The organism is Kribbella shirazensis, from assembly GCF_011761605.1.
In the GTDB taxonomy this organism is placed as follows: Bacteria; Actinomycetota; Actinomycetes; order Propionibacteriales; family Kribbellaceae; genus Kribbella; species Kribbella shirazensis.
Genome location: NZ_JAASRO010000001.1, coordinates 2,286,673 through 2,305,331 on the forward strand (window position 1 = coordinate 2,286,673; position 18,659 = coordinate 2,305,331).

Annotated in this window: 18 protein-coding genes; 10 read left to right on the plus strand and 8 right to left on the minus strand. The window is 68.6% G+C overall.

The features are described from left to right. Positions 1–40: 40 nt before the first annotated feature. The 6 genes from BJY22_RS11280 to BJY22_RS11305 form a co-directional block, all read right to left on the minus strand. The gene (locus BJY22_RS11280; protein WP_167205951.1) at positions 41–841 is read right to left on the minus strand and encodes an ABC transporter ATP-binding protein; all 801 of its coding nucleotides are present in this window, start codon (positions 839–841) and stop codon (positions 41–43) included. Further along, positions 838–1,716, minus strand: coding sequence for an ABC transporter ATP-binding protein (locus BJY22_RS11285; protein ID WP_167205953.1), 879 nt, complete (start codon positions 1,714–1,716; stop codon positions 838–840). The genes BJY22_RS11280 and BJY22_RS11285 overlap by 4 nt, the downstream gene beginning before the upstream one ends. Beyond that, the gene (locus BJY22_RS11290; RefSeq protein WP_167205955.1) at positions 1,713–2,630 is read right to left on the minus strand and encodes an ABC transporter permease; all 918 of its coding nucleotides are present in this window, start codon (positions 2,628–2,630) and stop codon (positions 1,713–1,715) included. The genes BJY22_RS11285 and BJY22_RS11290 overlap by 4 nt, the downstream gene beginning before the upstream one ends. A 10-nt stretch (positions 2,631–2,640) precedes the next feature. Further along, positions 2,641–3,630, minus strand: coding sequence for an ABC transporter permease subunit (locus tag BJY22_RS11295; protein ID WP_167205957.1), 990 nt, complete (start codon positions 3,628–3,630; stop codon positions 2,641–2,643). A gap of 13 nt (positions 3,631–3,643) precedes the next feature. Beyond that, on the minus strand, positions 3,644–5,338 hold the full coding sequence (locus BJY22_RS11300; RefSeq protein ID WP_167205959.1) for an ABC transporter substrate-binding protein: 1,695 nt from the start codon (positions 5,336–5,338) through the stop codon (positions 3,644–3,646). Between the two features lie 246 nt (positions 5,339–5,584). Continuing rightward, positions 5,585–6,793, minus strand: coding sequence for an ROK family transcriptional regulator (locus BJY22_RS11305; RefSeq protein WP_167205961.1), 1,209 nt, complete (start codon positions 6,791–6,793; stop codon positions 5,585–5,587). A 73-nt stretch (positions 6,794–6,866) separates the two neighbouring features. Between BJY22_RS11305 and BJY22_RS11310 the strand changes: the two genes are divergently transcribed. Beyond that, a complete protein-coding gene (locus BJY22_RS11310) occupies positions 6,867–7,736 on the plus strand; it encodes a LacI family DNA-binding transcriptional regulator (RefSeq protein WP_167205963.1) in 870 nt (289 codons plus the stop codon). Here BJY22_RS11310 and BJY22_RS11315 read toward each other — a convergent pair. Then, positions 7,651–8,595 carry a LysR family transcriptional regulator gene (locus BJY22_RS11315; protein WP_167205965.1) on the minus strand — a complete coding sequence of 315 codons (945 nt, stop codon included), beginning with the start codon at positions 8,593–8,595 and terminating at the stop codon, positions 7,651–7,653. The two genes, BJY22_RS11310 and BJY22_RS11315, sit on opposite strands and share 86 nt — an antisense overlap. A 73-nt stretch (positions 8,596–8,668) precedes the next feature. Here BJY22_RS11315 and BJY22_RS11320 point away from each other — a divergent pair, with 73 nt between their 5' ends. Both BJY22_RS11320 and ilvY read left to right on the plus strand, forming a co-directional pair. Next, the gene (locus tag BJY22_RS11320; protein ID WP_167205967.1) at positions 8,669–9,052 is read left to right on the plus strand and encodes a RidA family protein; all 384 of its coding nucleotides are present in this window, start codon (positions 8,669–8,671) and stop codon (positions 9,050–9,052) included. A 2-nt stretch (positions 9,053–9,054) separates the two neighbouring features. Next, positions 9,055–9,909 (plus strand): HTH-type transcriptional activator IlvY, encoded by an 855-nt coding sequence (gene ilvY / locus BJY22_RS11325; protein WP_337758524.1) that lies wholly within the window; start codon positions 9,055–9,057, stop codon positions 9,907–9,909. Here ilvY and BJY22_RS11330 read toward each other — a convergent pair. After that, a complete protein-coding gene (locus BJY22_RS11330; RefSeq protein ID WP_167205971.1) occupies positions 9,833–10,897 on the minus strand; it encodes a LacI family DNA-binding transcriptional regulator in 1,065 nt (354 codons plus the stop codon). The genes ilvY and BJY22_RS11330 overlap by 77 nt on opposite strands. A 148-nt stretch (positions 10,898–11,045) precedes the next feature. Between BJY22_RS11330 and BJY22_RS11335 the strand changes: the two genes are divergently transcribed. The 7 genes from BJY22_RS11335 (at position 11,046) to BJY22_RS11365 (ending at position 18,658) form a co-directional block, all read left to right on the plus strand. Then, positions 11,046–12,275, plus strand: a complete 1,230-nt coding sequence (locus tag BJY22_RS11335) for a sugar ABC transporter substrate-binding protein (protein WP_167205973.1) — start codon at positions 11,046–11,048, stop codon at positions 12,273–12,275. Between the two features lie 4 nt (positions 12,276–12,279). Continuing rightward, positions 12,280–13,218 carry a carbohydrate ABC transporter permease gene (locus tag BJY22_RS11340; protein ID WP_167205975.1) on the plus strand — a complete coding sequence of 313 codons (939 nt, stop codon included), beginning with the start codon at positions 12,280–12,282 and terminating at the stop codon, positions 13,216–13,218. A 10-nt stretch (positions 13,219–13,228) separates the two neighbouring features. Continuing rightward, positions 13,229–14,029: a carbohydrate ABC transporter permease gene (locus BJY22_RS11345; RefSeq protein ID WP_202891069.1), complete on the plus strand. Its 801-nt coding sequence runs from the start codon at positions 13,229–13,231 to the stop codon at positions 14,027–14,029. A gap of 21 nt (positions 14,030–14,050) precedes the next feature. Further along, complete coding sequence (locus BJY22_RS11350) at positions 14,051–14,824, plus strand: ThuA domain-containing protein (protein WP_167205979.1); 774 nt, start codon at positions 14,051–14,053, stop codon at positions 14,822–14,824. After that, complete coding sequence (locus BJY22_RS11355; RefSeq protein ID WP_167205981.1) at positions 14,817–15,908, plus strand: Gfo/Idh/MocA family protein; 1,092 nt, start codon at positions 14,817–14,819, stop codon at positions 15,906–15,908. Before BJY22_RS11350 ends, BJY22_RS11355 begins: the two co-directional genes overlap by 8 nt. Before the next feature lie 87 nt (positions 15,909–15,995). Further along, positions 15,996–17,441 carry a ketol-acid reductoisomerase gene (locus BJY22_RS11360; protein ID WP_167205983.1) on the plus strand — a complete coding sequence of 482 codons (1,446 nt, stop codon included), beginning with the start codon at positions 15,996–15,998 and terminating at the stop codon, positions 17,439–17,441. 44 nt (positions 17,442–17,485) lie between these two features. After that, positions 17,486–18,658: a low temperature requirement protein A gene (locus BJY22_RS11365; RefSeq protein WP_202891070.1), complete on the plus strand. Its 1,173-nt coding sequence runs from the start codon at positions 17,486–17,488 to the stop codon at positions 18,656–18,658. Position 18,659: the final 1 nt, after the last annotated feature.

Genomic DNA, 18,659 nt, shown 5'->3' on the forward strand with positions numbered 1-18,659 from the left:
ACAAGTACGCCGGAGAGGTGCTCTCCGGCGTACTTGTGTTCTACGGCCGGAGCTCTGCCAGCCGGCGTTCGGGGGCGGGCGCGGCTTGGGCCAGGAGCTGGGTGTACTCGTGCTGCGGGTTCAGGATCACGTCGTCGGCCGGGCCGTGCTCGACCACCGCACCGCGGTACAGCACCATGATCTCGTCGCTGAAATGCCGCGCGGTTGCGAGGTCGTGCGTGATGTAGAGGACCCCGAGGTTCTCCTCACGCTGCAGCGTCGCCAGCAGGTTGAGTACGCCGAGCCGGATCGACACGTCGAGCATCGACACCGGCTCGTCCGCGACCAGGATCGCCGGCTCCGGCGCGAGCGCCCGCGCGATCGCCACCCGCTGCCGCTGACCGCCGGACAGCTCGTGCGGCTTGCGCTGCGCGAAGTCCTCGTCCAGCCGCACCCGGCGCAACAGCGAGAGCACACGTTTTCCGACCTGCTCGCGGGTGAACCCGGGATGGTGCAGCTGCACCGGGCGCGCCAGATGGTGCCCGATCGTGTGGTACGGGTTCAACGACGCGAACGGGTCCTGGAACACCATCTGGACCGCCTTCCGGTACGTCGCCGCGCGCGCACCGCGGTACTGCATCGGCTCGCCGTCGACCAGGATCGACCCGGACGTCGGCCGCTCGAGCTGCAACAGCAACTTGGCGATCGTCGACTTGCCCGACCCGGACTGCCCGACCAGAGCGATCGTCCGGCCCGGCGTCAGCTCGAAGCTCACGTGGTCGACGGCGCGCAGCTTCGTCGTCCGCAGCCCGTTGCGCAGCCGGTACTCCTTGACCACGTCGCGCAGCTCCAGCACACTCATCCGGCCTCCACGGTCTGATCGGTCTCGTCCAAGGTCTCTTCCGGGGCGATCTCGCCGGTCCGGACGAAGCCGCCGCGTTCGCCGGTCAGGCTGGGGAACGACGACAGCAACCGCTTGGTGTACGGGTGTTTCGGCTGGGTGTAGAGCGTCAGCGCGTCGTCCAGTTCGACGATCAGGCCGGCCCGCATCACCGCGATCCGGTCGCTGATCTCGAGCAGCAGCGGCAGGTCGTGGGTGATGAAGACGACCGCGAACCCGAGCTCCGACCGCAGCCGGGTGATCTCGCGGAGGATCTCGCGCTGGACGACCACGTCGAGCGCGGTGGTCGGCTCGTCCATGATCAGCACCTGCGGTTCGAGCGCGAGCGCCATCGCGATCATCACCCGTTGCCGCATGCCGCCGGACAGTTCGTGCGGGTACGCGCGGAGGCGGTCCCGGTCGACGCCGACGCGTTCGAGCAGTTCGGCGCAGCGTTCGCGGCGTTCCGCCTTACCCAGTTCGGGCCGGTGGGTGACGAACACGTCCTCGAGCTGCTCGGCGATCCGCAGTACCGGATTGAGGGAGTTCATCGCGCCCTGGAAGACCATCGCGATCTTGTCCCAGCGGAACGCGCGCAGGTCGTCGCCGGCCAGCGTCGACAGGTCGACGTCGTACCCCTCGCGGGAGGAGAACACGACCCGCCCGCCGGTGATCACCGCCGGCGGTTTCAGCAGCCGGGTGATCCCGTACGCCAGTGTCGACTTTCCGCAACCGCTTTCCCCCGCGAGGCCGAGGATCTCACCGCGCTCCAGGGTGAGCGAGACGTCGCGGACGGCATGCACGGTGGTCTCGGCGCGGTAGTCGATGCTCAGGTTCTCGATGCTCAGCACACTCATGCCTTCACGCTCCACTTGGTGCGTTCGGCGCGGGTCTGCGAGCGCAGCTTCGGGTTGATGATCTCGTCGATCGAGAAGTTGATCAGCGACAGCGCCGCGCCGAACAGCGCGATCGCCAGGCCGGGCGGCGCGAACCACCACCAGGCGCCGAGCCGGAGCGCCAGCCCGTTCTGGGCGTAGAACAGCATCGTGCCCCAGGTGAACGATCCGGACGCGCCGAGCCCGAGGAACGACAGGCCGGCCTCGCCGAGGATCGCGAAGATCACCGCGAACACGACCTGCGACGCGAGCAGCGGGATCAGGTTCGGCAGGATCTCGACCATCAGGATCCGCCAGCGTTTCTCGCCGCCGATCCTTGCCGCGAGCACGTAGTCGCGGCTGCGGACGCTGAGTGTGAAGCCGCGCAGGACGCGCGCCGATCCGGCCCAGCTGGTGATCGCGAGGACGGCGGCCACCAGCCAGATCGACTTGTTCGGTACGTAGCTGGAGATCACGATCACCAGCGGCAGACCGGGGATCACCAGCATGATGTTGGTGAGCAGCGAGAACGCCTCGTCGGCCCAGCCGCCGATGAACGCGCCGACGACCCCGAAGAACGCCGACAGCAGCAGCGTGATCGCGCCGACCACGACGCCAATGATCAGCGAGCCGCGGGTGGCGTGCGCGAGCTGGGCGAAGACGTCCTGACCGCTCTGCGTGGTGCCGAGGACGAACCCGTTGCCCGGCCCCGTCAGGCCGAGGTCCCGCACGGTGGACGGGTCGCCGACGAGCAACGGGCCGATGACTCCGAACGCGATGATCAGGCCCGCGATCGCGAGCCCGACGGCGAGTTTGAGGGTCATCGGAGGCAGGCGGCGCCGGGCCGGCGCCGCGGTCGTGGCAGCCTGCGCCGCCCCTTCTGTGGTGATGGCCATTCACACCTTCCTAGGACCGCGCACGCGTGCGGGGATCGATGACGCCGTACAGGAGGTCGACGAGCAGGTTCGCGCCGAGGACGGCGAGCGTGATGATCAGGAAGACGCCCTGCATCAGCGCGTAGTCGTTGTTGTTCACGGCAAGCAACAGCGCGGAGCCGATGCCGGGGTACGAGAACACCGCCTCGGTCACGATCGAGCCGGCGACCACGAAACCGAGCGAGATCGCGAATCCCGACACCGACGGCAGGATCGCGTTGCGGGCGACGTACCGGGACCGGATCCGGCGCGGGGTCAGCCCTTTCGCCTCGGCGGTCACGACGAAGTCCTCGGACAGCGTCGAGACCATCATGTTGCGCATCCCGAGCATCCAGCCGCCGATCGACGAGACGACGATCGTCAGCGCCGGGAGCGCGCCGTGGTACAGCACCGACTGCATGAACGGCAGGCTCCAGCCCGGCGTCACGGAGTACACGTCGTACCCGCCGCTCAGCGGGAAGACCGGCCAGGTGCTGCCCAGGAGGAAGAGCAGCAGCAGTGCGAGCCAGAAGTACGGCACCGACTGCAGCATCGTGGTGAGCGGGATGAGATTGTCGACCCAGGAACCGCGCCGCCAGCCGGCGGCGCGTCCCAGGAGGATCCCGATCGCGAACGAGATCACCGTCGCGAGACCGATCAGGCCGACGGTCCAGGGCAGCGTCTGCCCGATGACCTGCGAGACCGGGGCCGGGAAGTACGCGATCGACGTACCGAGGTCGCCGGTGACCAGCTGGCGCAGGTACGTCCAGTACTGGTCCCAGAGGGACGCGTTCGTGTCGGTCCCGAGCAGGGCCTGGATGGCGTCCCGGGTCGTCGGCGTGACGGGGCCCTTGGTCGCCAGCTTCGACAGCATCAGGTCGACCGGGTTCCCCGGCATGAGCCGGGGAATCAGGAAGTTCAGGGTCAGCGCCGCCCAGAGGGCGACGACGTAGAAGGCGAGCTTGCGGAGGAGGTAGCGCACGGCGGTCCCGCGCTCAGCCGGCGGGCTGGATCGTCTTGAGGACGATCCCGGCGTCCCACGCCTTCCACGCCGCGGGCAGGACGTACATGTTGTCCTTGGTCGGCCACCCGGTCGCGCGCGAGGTGTTGAACTCGGTCAGCATCGAGTTCACGTAGACCGGGATGTAGGGCAGCTGGTCCGCGATCACGGCCTGGATCTTGGCGTACTCCGCCTTCTGAGCGGCCTCGTCCGTCGTACCGGCCGCGACCTTGAGTGCCGCGTCGACGCCCGGGTTCGAGAAGCGGGACTGGTTGCCGGCCGAGGCGCTCTTGCCGACCGGGGCGGTGTTCGTCGTGGCGAGCTTGCTGTCGTAGGTGAAGTACGGGTTCGTCGAAGCGCCGAGGCCGACGGAGTCGAGCGAGAGCTGGAACTTCCCGTTCGTCTGGGCGGCGTTCCACTCGTTCCACGAGACCTGGCTCGGCTTCAGCTCGATGCCGACCGCGGCCAACTGCTGCTTCAGGGTGTCGTTGATGAGGATGTAGTCGCTCCAGCCGGTGACGGTCTGGACGGTCAGCGACAGCCGCTTGCCGGCCTTGGTCCGTACGCCGTCCCCGCCCTTGGTCCAGCCGGCCGCGTCGAGGAGCTTGTTCGCCTCGTCGGCGTCGGCGCTCTGCGGCAGCTTCGCCTGTCCGGAGTCGGCGATCCATTTGTCGTCGCGACCGGGGAGGAGCATGGTCGGCGATCCGACACCGGCGACACCACCGCCGGCGAGCTTGGCCAGCTGGTCGCGGTTCATCGCCAGGTAGATCGCCTTGCGGACGGCCGGATCGGTCTGCGGCCCGGTGCAGCCGAGCTGCGCGTTGGAACACGTCACGATCACCGTCGTCATCACGGGCGTGTTGACGTACGTGAGGTTCTTGCCGGACTTGATGATGTTGTCGATCCCGGGCAGGTAGGCGCTCGCCCAGTCGACCTTGCCGGCGACCAGTGCGGCGCTGGCGGCGTCTGCCGACGTCACCGGGAGGTAGCGCACCTCCGTGACGGCGGGCTTGCCGGACTCCCAGTACTGGTCGTTCTTCGTCAGCACGAAGCTCTGCGGCGTGAAGGACTTGACCTTGAACGGGCCGGTACCGACCGGGTTCTTGTTGAGGTCGGTCGTCGGGTCCTTGATGTCCTTCCAGATGTGCTCGGGCACGATCGCCTGGTTGGCGAGCACGGCCGGCTCCTGCATCAATGACTTCGACTTGAAGGTCAGTACTGCGGTGTCGTCCGAGGTGGCCTTCGCCGTGGCAGCGAGGCCGGACGGGTTCAGCGCGGGCGTCTTCGCGACGAGGTTGAAGGTGAACGCGACGTCCTTCGCGGTGAACGGCTGACCGTCGTTCCACTTCACGTCGCGACGGGTCTTGATGGTGAGCTCGGTCCCGGCGGCGTTCCACGAGTAGCCGGTGGCGAGTACTGGCGTCGGGTCGGCCTGCTTGGCGAAGTTGTACCAGTACAGCGGCTCGTAGATGACACCCAGCGTCGGCTGCAGCGCGGTGGTACTGAACGGGTTGAAGTTCTCGGCGGTGATGTCGCCGGCCGCGACCGTGACGGAGGCGTCCTTGGTGGCCGCCTGGTTGCTGCCGGCGGCGGCGTCACAGGCGGCCAGCAGGAGCGCGGTGGCCGTCGCGGCGGCTGCGGCGCTCACCAGGCGCCGCACGCGGGGGCGTTTCGTCGGGTTCCGGAGCATTGATCGATTCCTTTCCAACGCGGTCGTCGAACGCGTCACCCGGCACCGCCAGGGAAGCTGGCCGTAACTTAGTTCGCCTAATAAACAAGGCGCAAGAGGTCAGACCGGTAATGATTCGACAGCGGAGCGTGGGAATGCGCGGTGGAGGGCGCGTGGGAGGGGCGCGGGGAACGCGCGCGGGAGTGCTCGTGGCAGGGCGTGGCAGGGCGTGCAGGGCGTGGCAGGGCGTGGGGAAGGCGGGGCGGGCTACGCGGAGATCGCGCGTTCGGAGCGGAGCATCATCAGGGCGGCGCCGATCGCGGCGGCGTCGTGCCCGCGCTCGTCGAGCACCACCTCGGTGTTCACGGCCCGCCCGAACGCGGAACTCAGGATCCGTTCCTGGATGATCGGCAGGTAGATCGTCCCGGCGACCGCGAACGCGGGCCCGGTCAGCACCAGCAGCTGCACGTCGTACAGGTTCGTGATCGCCTGCGCGCCGAGCGCGAGCCAGGAGGCGGAGTCCCGCAGGATCGCCTCGGCCCGGGAGTCCCCGGTCAGCGCCAGCCGGGCGATGGCGGCGAAGGCCGCGACCCCGGTACGGCGCTGCGAACCGAGGTCGAGCCCCGCGGCGCGCGCCTTCGCGACCACCGTGGCGGGCCCGGCGATCGCCTCGAGGCATCCGGTGCTCCCGCACCAGCACTCCGGACCGCCGATCTGGACGCAGATGTGCCCGACCTCGCCGGCGTTGCCGTGCGCGCCCTGATAGACGTTGCCGTTCAGCCGCAGGCCGGACCCGATGCCCTCGCTCATGAACAGCGCGGCCATCACCGAGACGTCGTGGCTGGTGGTCAGCCGGGTGCCGGCGGCGGCCGCGGTCGCGTCGTTCTCGAGCAGCGACGGCAGGCCGAGCCGTTCCTCCAGCCGGCGGTGCACCGGGAAGTCGACCCAGCGCTCCATCGACGGCGGTGCCGAGGTGACGCCGAGGTTGCGGATCAGCGGCCCGGGGCAGACGAAGCCGAGTCCGAGGACGAGCGAGGAGTCGATCCCGGAGCGTTCGATCAGCTCCGTGGTCTCGGTCGCGATCCGCTCCACGACCTGCTCGGGATCGCTGTCGTCGCCCGGCCCGGCGCGCCGCCAGCGGGCCACGACGCCGCCGGCGTAGTCGACCAGCACGTACGTCAGGCTGTCGTTGCTGAGATGGACGCCGACGACGTACCGGGCCGTGGCCCTGATCCGGAGCATCGTGCGAGGCTTACCGCCGGTGGACGAGCCGCGGCCGGCCTCCGCGACCAGGCCGTCGTCGATCAGCCGGCGGACCACGGTGGTGACGGACGGCGCCGTGAGTCCGGTGATCTGGGTGAGTTCCACCCGGCTGACCGTGCCCGCGGAGCGGATGCTGTCCACAATGAGGGCACGGCTGTTCGTCGGCGCCGGATCGTAACCCGGTGATCGCGACGCGTCGCTGACCTGCTGCATCGGAACATCCGCAATCTGTCGAGTTTGTTAGGTCTGTGAATATAGTGGCTTCGGTGGCCTTGGAGGGCAGTGTATGCACGTGACGTCGCGCGAGCGGATCGCCGGGCTGGTGCTGGCGCGTCCCGGCCGGTTGCTCGGGATGGAGCCGTTCATGGCCGATGTCGTCCAGGGGATCGAGGAGGTCTTCGACGGGCGGCGGGTGAGTCTGCTGATCGAGTTCGCGGCGGACATCCCCGGCGAGATCGAGATCTGGCGGCGCTGGGTGGCCAACGACCACGTCGACGGCATCGTCATGGTCGATCTCCGGACGACCGACCCGCGGCTCGCCGAACTCGAACGGCTGGGTGTCCCGGCGGTGCTGCTCGGCGGGCCGGAGCTGCAGGCGCCGATCACCAACGTGCTCGTCGACAACGCGGAGGGTGCCCGGGCGGCGGTGCGGGCACTCGCCGATCTCGGGCATCGAGACATCGCGCGGGTGAGCGGCCCACGCGACATGCTGCACTGCCAGGCGCGCGACGACGCGTTCATGGAGACCTGCGCGGAGCAGGACGTCCAGGCCCGGGTGATCGAGGGCGACTACTCGGAGGACTCCGGCCGCGAGGCGACGTACCAGTTGCTGACCGGCGGCCGGCTCCCGACGGCCGTTGTCTACGACAACGACCTGATGGCGATCGGCGGCCTGGCCGTGGCGAAGGAACTGGGCGTCGCCATCCCGGACCAGCTGTCCGTGATCGCATGGGACGACACAGCAGTCGCCCGCCTCGCCCATCCGCCGCTGAGCGTTGTCACGGTCGACGTCCACGGTCTCGGCACGATCGTCGGCGAGGCGATCCTCGCGGTCATGGACGGTGGCGACGTCACGACGTACCAGGTCCCGAAACCGACGATCCGCCTCGCCGGCTCGACCGCGCGGCCGGGGACACGACTTCGAGCAGGTTCGTGACCACCGGATCGTGGTCATCGGCGCGCCAGGCGACCGCGATCTTCGTCCGGGCGGTGCGTGGTTCGAGGGTGCGGAAGGCGGTGCTGCTCAGACGGATTCGCCGTACGCTCGCCGGCGCGATCGAGACGCCGAGCCCGGCGGCGACGAGGGCGCAGACGGTCTGCCATTCGACGGCGTGCTGCGCGATACGGGGTGTGAAGCCCGCTGCGGTGCAGACCTCGACGATCCGGTCGTAGAGCTGCGGTCCGGCCGGGCGGGGGAGCAGGACGAACGGTTCGCTCGCCAGCTGAGCGGGGTCGACGCTGCGCCGCGCGGCCAGTTGGTGAGCGGACGGCAGGACGGCGACGAGCGGCTCGGTCAGCAGGGTCCGGAACCGTAGGTCGGGGTCCTCGGTCGGTGGCTCGCGGATCAGCCCGATGTCGATCACGTTGTCACGCAGCGCCTGGAGCTGCGGGGCACTGGTCATCTCCCGGATGTCGAGCTGTACGTCGGGATACCGCCGCCGGAACGCGAGCAGCAGATTGGGCAGCACGGTCAGCGCGAGGGACGCGGCGAACCCGATCCGCAGGCGACCGGCATGGCCGGAACCGGCCGCCCGAGCGGCCGCGAGACCGTCGCCGAGCTCGGCCAGGGCGCGTTCCGCACGCGGCAGCAGCTCGCGACCTGCGGCAGTCAGCGTCACCCGGCCTGGCCCCCGCTGGAAGAGGCTGTGTCCGACCGACTTCTCCAGCCGCTGGATCTGCTGGCTCAACGGGGGTTGGGCGATCCCGAGCCGCGCGGCGGCCCGGCCGAAGTGCAGCTCCTCTGCCAGAACCGCGAACGCGTACAGCTGGGCGAGGACCAGTTCGGGGCGATCCATATGATTAGAGATATCAGATGATGCAGCGAGAGGTATTCGACGTATCGGGTGGCTGGTGCCTAGCGTTCGGGGCATGAGTGAGCGACGGGCGATTCTGAGCGGTTCGACCTTCGAAGAGCAGATCGGGTATGCCCGGGCGGTGGTGGACGGCGACTGGGTGCATGTCTCGGGGACGACGGGGTTCGACTACGCGGCGATGACGATCGCGGACGACGTGGTGGCGCAGGCCGAGCAGTGCATCGTGAACATCGCGGACGCCTTGAAGGCAGCGGGATGCACCCTGGAGGACGTCGTGCGGGTCCGGTACCTGCTGCCGGAACGGGACGATTTCGAGCCGTGCTGGCCGACGTTGCGGCGCGCGTTCGGCGAGATCCGGCCGGCTGCGACGATGCTGGTGTGCGGGCTGTCCGACCCGCGGATGAAGATCGAGATCGAGGCCTACGCCCGGCGGAGGTGAAGGTGGAGCACCGGGAGCTGGAGTTGTTTCTGCATTTGGCGCGGACGCTCAACTACGGGCGGACGAGTCTGGAGTGTCATGTCAGTGCGGCGACGTTGACGCGGACGATCCAGCGGCTGGAGGCGCGGGTCGGTGTGCGGTTGCTGGATCGTGGGCCGCGGGGCGTCGTACTCACCGCGGAGGGGCAGCGCTTCACGGCGTACGCCGAGCGGGCGCTCGAGCTGTGGGCCGACTATCAGGCAGGGTCGACCGAGTCGCCGGGGCTGAGCGGTGAACTGCGGATCTTCGCGACGGTCACCGCCTGCCAGACGTTGCTTCCCGACCTGCTGGCGCCGTTGCGCGAGGAACATCCGCAGATCAGGCTCGACATCCGCACCGGCGACGCGGCCGCAGCTCTGGCTCGCCTCGACGAGGGCGAGGTCGACGCCGCCGTCGCCGGCATCCCGAAACGCCTGCCGCAGTCGATGGTCACCCGCACCGTCGCCGTCACCGACCTCGTCCTGGTCAGAGCCCGCGACAGCGCCCCCGACGCCTCCTCCGACGCCACCTCCGACGCCGGTCCGTACGTCGTACCCGCCCGCGGTCTCGTCCGCGAGGCGGCGTTCCGCTGGTTCCGGAAAACGGGGGTGAAACCATCGATCGCCGCGGAACCCGACGGACACGAGGCGCTGCTTGCCCTGGTGGCGTTGGGCTGCGGCGTCGGCGTCGTACCGCGGCTCGTGCTCGAGTCGTCCGCCGTACGCGATCAGCTGGTCGAGCTGCCGGCCGATCTGGAACCGCTCACGATCGGGCTTTGCGCGCGCCGCGCCGACCTGCACCGGCCTTTGGTCGCGGCGCTCTGGGCGTTGCGACCGTAGCGCCCGGCGACAGCTTCGCCGGGACGAGCTGGGGCGGCAGCGGATCGGCTCCCTCGAGCTGGCGGATCAGGGCCTCGGTGCCGAGCTGGCCCAGTTCGGGGCCGGGGGTACGCATCATCGTGAGTTCGGGGTCCGTCATGGCGGCGGTCTCGGGGACGCTCAGGAGTGCGAGGACGGAGGTGTTGCCGGGGACGTCGTGGCCGGCGCGTTTCAGGCCGGAGACCACGCCGAGAGCGGCGTACTCGTTGAGCACCAGGACGGCGGTCGTCTCGGGATGCCGGTCGAGCAGCCGCTCGGTGGCGGCCTTGCCGGCCTGGGTCGTGTCGGAGCAGGGGAGCACGACGACGGGCAGGCCGTACGACGCGGCGACGCGCCGGTACGCCTCCTCGACCCGGACCCACGGGCCGTACGCGTGGAACCGCGGATCGTCCAGATCGCCGGAGATCAACGCCAGCTCACGATGCCCGAGCTCGTACAGATGCCGTACCGCGTCCTCGACCGTGGTGTCGAAGTCGATGTCCACGTGCGACAAGCCGTCCAGCTCCGTCGTCCGTCCGATCATCGCGAACGGCGTCGCGGCCTGCCGCAGTACGGCGATCCGCGGGTCGTCCAGCTGAACCTCCATCAGTACGACGCCGTCGACCAGGCCCTGCCCCAGCAGCTCACGCAGCTCGACGCCGTCGTTGCCGACCGGCCACAGCACGAGGTGGTAGTCGTCCTTGCGCGCCGCCTCGGCCGCACTGGTGAAGAACTCTGCGGTCGACATCCCGAACCGGTGCTCGAGCGCCGGGTACGCCATCGCGATGATGCGCGTCCGCTTGCTGGCCAGCGCGCGGGCGACCACGTTCCGCCGGTACCCGAGCTCCAGCATCGCCTGCTCGATCCGGGCCCTGGTCGCGGCGGTCACCGGCTTCGTGTCGTTCAGCAGGAACGAGACGGTGGCGATCGACACCCCGGCGCGCTGAGCGACGTCCCGCATCGTGACCATCGATTCGCCCCCTCTGAGCTCTTGACAGCGATGTGACGTAGGGAACATAGTCCTTCAACGCCTCAGTTAAGCGGTTTACCGCCAAATCCACAAGCTCGACCACCTTCCCCTCGTCCATCGGTTAAACGCTTTGAAGGAGTCCGATGTCATGATCAGCAAGCGGATCGCCGCCGCGCTGGCGGGTGCGACGACGGTGTCGCTCCTGCTGGCCGCCTGCGGTGACAACGGCGGCGGCCAGTCGTCCACCTCCGGCGACAGCGTCAAGAGCCTCACCGTCCTGGACTATTACAACAACGACCCGGACAAATCCCTGGTGCAGAAGGGGCTTGACTCCTGCGCGTCGCAGCTCGGCATCACCATCCAGCGGGAGACGGTGCCTGGTGACACCTTGATCCAGAAGGTGCTGCAGCAGGCGTCGTCGAAGACGCTGCCCGACGTGCTGATGCTCGACAACCCCGACGTCCAGCAGATCGCCGCGACCGGCGCACTCGCGCCCTTGAACGACATGGGCCTGAACGCCGACGGCGTCATCAAGGGCATGGTCGACGCGACGTCGCACGACGGCAAGCTCTACGGACTGGCGCCGGTGACGAACACGATCGCCCTGTTCTACAACACGCAGATGTTGCAGGAGGCCGGCGTCCAGCCGCCGAAGACCTGGGACGAGCTGAAGGCCGCTGCGAAGAAGCTGACCAAGCCCGGCCGCTACGGCATGGCCTTCAACGCCAACGCGACCTACGAAGGCTCCTGGCAGTTCCTGCCGGCGATGTGGACCAACGGTGGTGACGAGACCGATCTGACCAGCCCGCAGGTGGCGGAAGCTCTGCAGCTGTGGACGGATCTGGTGAAGTCGGGGTCCGCGTCGAAGAGCGTCATCAACTGGACGCAGGGTGACGTGAAGGACCAGTTCGTGGCCGGCAAAGCCGCGATGATGGTGAACGGTCCGTGGCAGATCCCGGCGCTGCAGAAGACGCCGAACGTCAAGTGGGAGGTCGTCCAGTTCCCGGTCAACAAGCCCGGACAGACGCCGGTCGCGCCGCTCGGCGGCGAGGCCTGGACGGTGCCGCTGAACAAGGATCAGGCCAAGCAGCAGAAGGCCGCCGACTTCGTGAAGTGCCTGAACTCGGACGAGAACGAGCTGGCCTGGGCGAAGGCGCGGTTCACCGTGCCGACCAAGACCGCTCTGCTCGACCAGTACGTCAAGGACGTGCCGTCGATGAAGGCCTTCAGCGAGCAGGTCGTGAACGCCCGGTCCCGGACCGGCAAGCTGGGTGACAAGTGGCCGGACGCCGCGAAGGTGATCTACCAGGCGATCCAGCTGGCGCTGACCGGCAAGGCCTCACCCCAGGACGCCTTCAAGCAGGCCTCCGGCGGCTGATCGCATGGTGACGCTCACACGGACGACGGTGGCCGGCCGCGAGAAGGTTCGCGGCCGGCGCCACCGCGGCGAGTCCCTCACCAAGGTGCTGTTCGTCCTGCCCGCCGTGGTGGCGATGGTGGCGCTGTTCGGCTACCCGGTCGTGAAGAACCTGCTGATGAGCCTGCAGGACTACGGGCTGAAGACGTTCTTCACCGGTGTCGCGCCGTGGGTCGGGCTGAAGAACTACAGCACGGTCGTGACCGACAAGCTGTTCTCGGACGCGATGCTGAACACGGCGCTGTTCACTGTCGGCTCGATCGCCTTCCAGTTCGCGATCGGGCTGGGGCTGGCGCTGTTCTTCCACAAGAAGTTCCCGCTGAGCGGACTGTTGCGGTCGCTGCTCCTGCTGCCGTGGCTGCTGCCGCTGATCGTGTCCAGCGCGACCTGGCGCTCGATCCTCGAGCAGGACAACGGAATCCTGAACCGCACACTGATGAAGCTGCACCTGATCGGTGATCCGGTGCCGTGGCTGAACTCGCCGTCGGTCGCGCTGATCGCGGTCATCGGCGTGAACATCTGGATCGGCATCCCGTTCAACGTGACCCTGCTGTACTCCGGTCTCGCGGAGATCCCCGACGAGCTCTACGAGGCCGGACAGCTCGACGGGGCGACCGGGTGGCGATCCTTCTGGTACATCACCTGGCCGAACCTGCGGGCGGTCGCGAGCGTGCTGCTGATGCTCGGGGTCGTCTACACGATCAAGGTCCTGGACATCATCCTCGGCCTCACCGGCGGTGGACCGGCGAACGCCACCCAGACGCTGGCGACCCAGTCGTACGAGAAGTCCTTCATCGACTTCAAGTTCGGCCAGGGCGCGGCGCTGGCCAACATCCTGATCGTGATCTCTTTCGTCTTCGCGATCTTCTACCTGCGCAGCACGCGCCGGGCGATCGATGAATAGGGAGGGCGTGATGCGACGTACGGCGTACACGGTGATCGGTGTCCTGATCCTGTGCGTGATGCTGTTCCCCGTCTACTGGATGGTGAACGCGTCGCTGCAGCCGTCCGGAAACACTCTGACGGCCGGTTTCCTGCCGCTGAATCCAACGTTTTCCGGCTACCGGCGCGCGCTGGACGAGCAGGGCGGGAACCTCGTCACGAGCATGATCATCGCGGCCGGAACGGTCGTGCTGAGTCTGGCGATCGCGACGCCGTGCGCGTACGCGTTGTCGCAGTTCCGGTCCCGGTGGGTGTCGATCGGGCTGCTGGCGATCCTGATCTCGCAGATGATTCCGGGCATCGTGATCGCGAACGCGCTGTACACGGCGTACGAGCGGCTCGGTCTGCTGAACTCGATCCCGGGCCTGATCGTGGCGAACTGCAGCAGCGGGATCCCGTTCGCGATCCTGATCCTGCGGTCGTTCATGCTCTCGCTGCCGCCGTCGCTGGTGGAGGCCGCGCGGGTCGACGGCGCCGGCCTGTTCCGGGCGCTCGTTTCGATCGTGCTGCCGATCAGCAAGAACTCGCTGATCACGGCCGGACTGTTCAGTTTCCTGTTTTCCTGGAGCGATTTCCTGTTCGCGCTGACGCTGACCACCAAGGGCGGCGTCCGGCCGGTGACGCTGGGGATCTACCAGTACCTCGGCACGCAGGTGCAGAACTGGAACGCGGTGATGGCGACCGCGGTGCTCTCGGCGGTCCCGGCCATCGTGCTGCTGATCGCCGCGCAGAAGTACATCGCCGCCGGCGCCATCGGCGGAGCCGTCAAATGACTCTCGAAAGGCGTTGAAAACATGACGATTCGCGTACTCGTCTGGGGCGAGAACCGCCACGAGCAGGTGGAGCCGCACGTGCGGGAGATCTACCCCGACGGCATGCACTCCACGATCGCGGCCGGGATCGCGGAGAACCTGGGCGACGCCAAGGTCTCCACCACGACCCTGGACGAGCCCGAGCACGGCCTGACCGAGGACGTGCTGGCCGAGACCGACGTCCTGGTCTGGTGGGGGCACGCCGCCCACGGTGAGGTCGACGACAAGGTGGTCGACCGCGTCTACCAGCACGTGCTGTCCGGGATGGGGCTCGTCGTCCTGCACTCCGGGCACTGGTCGAAGATCTTCGGCAAGCTGATGGGCACGACGTGCACGCTGCGCTGGCGCAGTGAGCGCGACCGCGAACTGGTCTGGACGGTGAACCCCACGCACCCGATCGCGCAGGGCGTGCCGCACCCGATCGAGATCGAGCAGCAGGAGATGTACGGCGAGTTCTTCGACATCCCGGTGCCCGACGAACTGATCTTCGTGTCCTCGTTCTCCGGCGGCGAGGTGTTCCGCTCGGGCTGCACGTTCCGCCGCGGGCACGGGAAGATCTTCTACTTCTCGCCCGGTGACCAGGACTTCCCGGTGTACCACCACAAGGATGTCCGTAAGGTGATCGCGAACGGCGTCGCGTGGGCCAGGACCGACCGGCCGGAGCGGGCCCTGCCGACGCTGCTGCGCTACGAGACCGAAGACTTCTTCAACGGACACGGGTACACCGGACCCATCGAGGAGCCTGCCGATGCCTGAACCCTTGCGCCTGCTGCAGGTCGGAGCCGGCGGGATGGGACGCGCCTGGTTGCGCACCATCGCCGCCAACCCCGACGTGCAGTTGGTGGGCCTGGTCGACCTGGACCTGGACGTCGCGCGCGCTGCGGCCGACGACAACGGCCACCACGACGTACCGGTCGCCACCTCGATCGAGGAACTTGCTGTTCAGTTCGAAGCGGTCATCGACGTGACTGTGCCGGTAGCTCATCCGAAAGTCAGCGTAGAAGCCTTGCTGGGTGGTGTCCCGGTGCTGTGCGAGAAACCGCTGGCCGAGACAGTGCGCGAGTGCCTGCAGATGGTGGCGGCTTCGGAGGTGAGCGGCAAGCTGCTGATGGTCTCGCAGTCCCGCCGCTACTTCCGCGCGGTGAACGCCTTCCAGCGTCAGCTCGCCGAGCTCGGCCCGATCGGGACGCTGTCGTGCGAGTTCTACAAGGCGCCGCGCTTCGGCGGGTTCCGCGAGCGGATGGCCGAGCCGCTCCTGGTCGACATGGCGATCCACCAGTTCGACCTGTCCCGCAAGCTGATCGGCTCCGAGCCGGTGTCGGTGTACTGCGACTCGTACAACCCGTCCTGGAGCTGGTTCGACGGCAACGCCGCCGCGTCCGCGATCTTCACGTACGCCGACGGCACCCGCTTCGCCTTCACCGGAAGCTGGTGCGCCCCGGGCCTGGAAACGTCCTGGAACGGCCGCTGGCGCGCCAGCACCCCCGGCGGTACGGCGACCTGGGACGGCGACAACCCGCCCGTCGCCGAACTCGCCTCCGGTGAAGCGCTGCCCGCGGTCATGGCCGACGAGCCGGAGGAGATCGCCGGCTCGCTCGTGGAGTTCGTCGACGCGGTCCGTACGTCGGCGAGCCCACAGTCCGAGGTCCACTCCAACGTCATCAGCCTCGCGATGGTGGAATCCGCGGTCCGCTCGGCCAACACCGGCGCACCGGTCCGGATCGCCGACGTCATCACCGACGCCTACACCGAGGCCCTGTCCACCACGCAGAATCCGGACCTGCTCGCCGCGCTGAAGTCCTGGACCAGCCCGCTCACCGCGGTCGGCCTGAAACCCTGACCAACTCCTTGTGTTCCGCAATCTGCAACGGGGCGGTGCGAACATTGCGCTTGCCGCAATGGCCGCACCGCCCGTTGACTGGAGCCCATGAAGAGTTCGGTGTTTCGGGTCGAGGACATGCACGTGCCGGGCGGCACGGAATCCATCGTGCGCGGCGGGCGGGACCTGTTTCCGCTGTTGCCGAAAGCGTTGTCCGGCGTGCGGCGGATCGGCGTACTGGGCTGGGGGCCGCAGGGACGCGCCCAGGCACTGAACCTGCGGGACTCGCTCGCCGGGACCGGCATCACCGTTTCCGTGGGGCTGCGGCCGGGCTCGCGGTCCGCCGAGGAGGCGCGGGCGGAGGGCTTCAGTGAGGCGGACGGCACGCTGGGGGACTGGCTCGAGGTCGCGGCCGCGGTAGATCTGGTGATCCTGCTGATCGCCGACGCGGCCCTGGCGGCGCACCACGAGGAGATCTTCGCGGTCCTGAAGCCCGGCGCGACCATTGGCCTGTCCCACGGTTTCCTGCTCGGTCACCTGACCGCGATCGGCAGCGCTTTCCCGGAAGGTCATCCGGTGATCGCGGTGTGCCCGAAGGGCATGGGCGATTCGGTACGGCGCCTGTACCAGCAGGGCGCGACGGTCAACGGGGCCGGGATCAACGCGAGCGTCGCCGTCCACGCCGACCCGGACGGGCACGCGTGGGACCGGGCGCTCGCCTGGTCGGTCGGACTCGGATCGCCGTACACGTTCGCGACCACACTGGCCGACGAGTACCGCTCGGACATCGTCGGTGAGCGGGCGATCCTGCTCGGCGCGGTGCACGGCCTGGTCGAGGCGCTCTACCGGCACTTCCGGATCGAGGGTGCGGACCCGGTGGCGGCGTACGAGCGCTCGACCGAGGCGGTCACCGGGCCGATCGCGCGGATCATCTCCGACTCCGGTCTCGCGGCGGTCCGGACGGCGAGCGGTGACGAGGACCTGTTCGACCGGGCGTACTCCGCGGCGTACCGGCCGGCCCGGGACCTGGTCGCGGAGATCTACGACGAAGTTGCCGACGGCACCGAACTGCGCAGCGTGATCCTCGCCGAACGCCGTCTCGCCAGCCGGCCGATGACCGAGATCGGCGGCAGCCCGATGTGGTCGCACAGCGCCGAGGTCCACGCCCGCCGCGGGACCTCGCCGGCCGTCGTCGATCCACTGACCGCGGGGTTGTTCGTGGCGACGATGACGGCGCAGGTCGACGAGTTCGCCGAGCGGGGCCACGCCTGGTCGGAGATCGTCAACGAGTCGGTGATCGAGGCGGTGGACTCGCTGCTGCCGTACATGCACGCCCGCGACGTCGCCTACATGGTCGACAACTGCTCCCGGACCGCACGCCTCGGCACCCGGCGCTGGGGCCCGCGCTTCCAGGCGGCGTACGAACAGATCGCACTACCGCACGTGGATCAGCCCGCCGACCCCGCACTGATCAAGAGTTTCCTCGACAACCCCGCCCACGACGCCCTGGCCGCGGCGGCGGAACTCCGACCGTCGGTCGACATTTCCGTTTGAGGGCATGGCTGGCACCCCCACGCCGTTGCCCTAGCCTAGGCGCCATGACGCCCCCTCCCACGACGCGGTCACGGCTGGTTCCGATGCAGCCGCGTGACCCGCACGAGCCCGGCCGGACCGCGTCCACGCTGGAGTTGTTCTTCGACCTGGTGTTCGTCGTCGCGGTCAGCGTCGCGGCGGCCCACCTTCATCACGCGCTGTCCGAGAAGCACGTCGCGGAGGGCCTGCTGTCCTACGGGATGGTGTTCTTCGCGATCTGGTGGGCGTGGATGAACTTCACCTGGTTCGCCACCTCCTTCGCCACCGACGACTGGCTGTACCGGGTACTCACGATCGTCCAGATGGGCGGCGTTCTGGTGCTGGCCGCCGGGGTCGAGCCGGTCTTCGCCGACCGCGACTTCACCGTGGTGGTGATCGGGTACGTCGTGATGCGGGTCGCCATGATCGCGCAATGGCTTCGGGCGTCCCGCTCGGGCGGCGTGAGCCGGCAGGCGGCGTTGCGGTACGCGGGCGGGATCGCCGTCGTGCAGGTGCTGTGGCTGACCACGCTCGCGATGTCCGGAACCGTGGTGGTCGTCGCCTGGTGTGTGTTCGTCCTGGCCGAACTCGCCGTACCGGTGGTGGCCGAGCGGCGCGGACAGACGCCGTGGCATCCGCATCACATCACCGAGCGGTACGGCCTGTTCACCCTCATCCTGCTCGGTGAGAGCCTGCTCGCCTCGGCGAACGCGATCTTCGAGGCCCTGCACGAGCACGAGGACCTCGGCCCGCTGATCGCGCTCTCGGTGCTCACCCTGGTCGTGACCGCCGCGCTGTGGTGGATCTACTTCTGGCCGCCGCACCACACCGCGATCACCTCGATGGCCCGCTCGATCCGCTACGGGTACATGCACTACTTCGTGTTCGCGGCGGCCGGTGCGTTCTCGGCCGGCGTCGAGGTGCAGATCGACAGCATCACCCACCACACCGAGCTGAGCGAGGTCGCCGCGTCCTACACCGTGACGATCCCGATCGCGATCTTCGTCCTCGGCATCTGGTGGATCGCCCTGCGCGAGAACGCGGACCGCGTCGTCAACGTCGTCGTACCCCTGGGCGCCGTCCTGGTCCTGCTGGATCCGCTGATCCCGGTCCCGTTCGCCCTCACGGCGCTCTTCATGGCCCTGATCGTCGTGGTCCTGGTCCTCCGGCCGCCGGTGCAGCCCGCCGCCGCAGACTGAG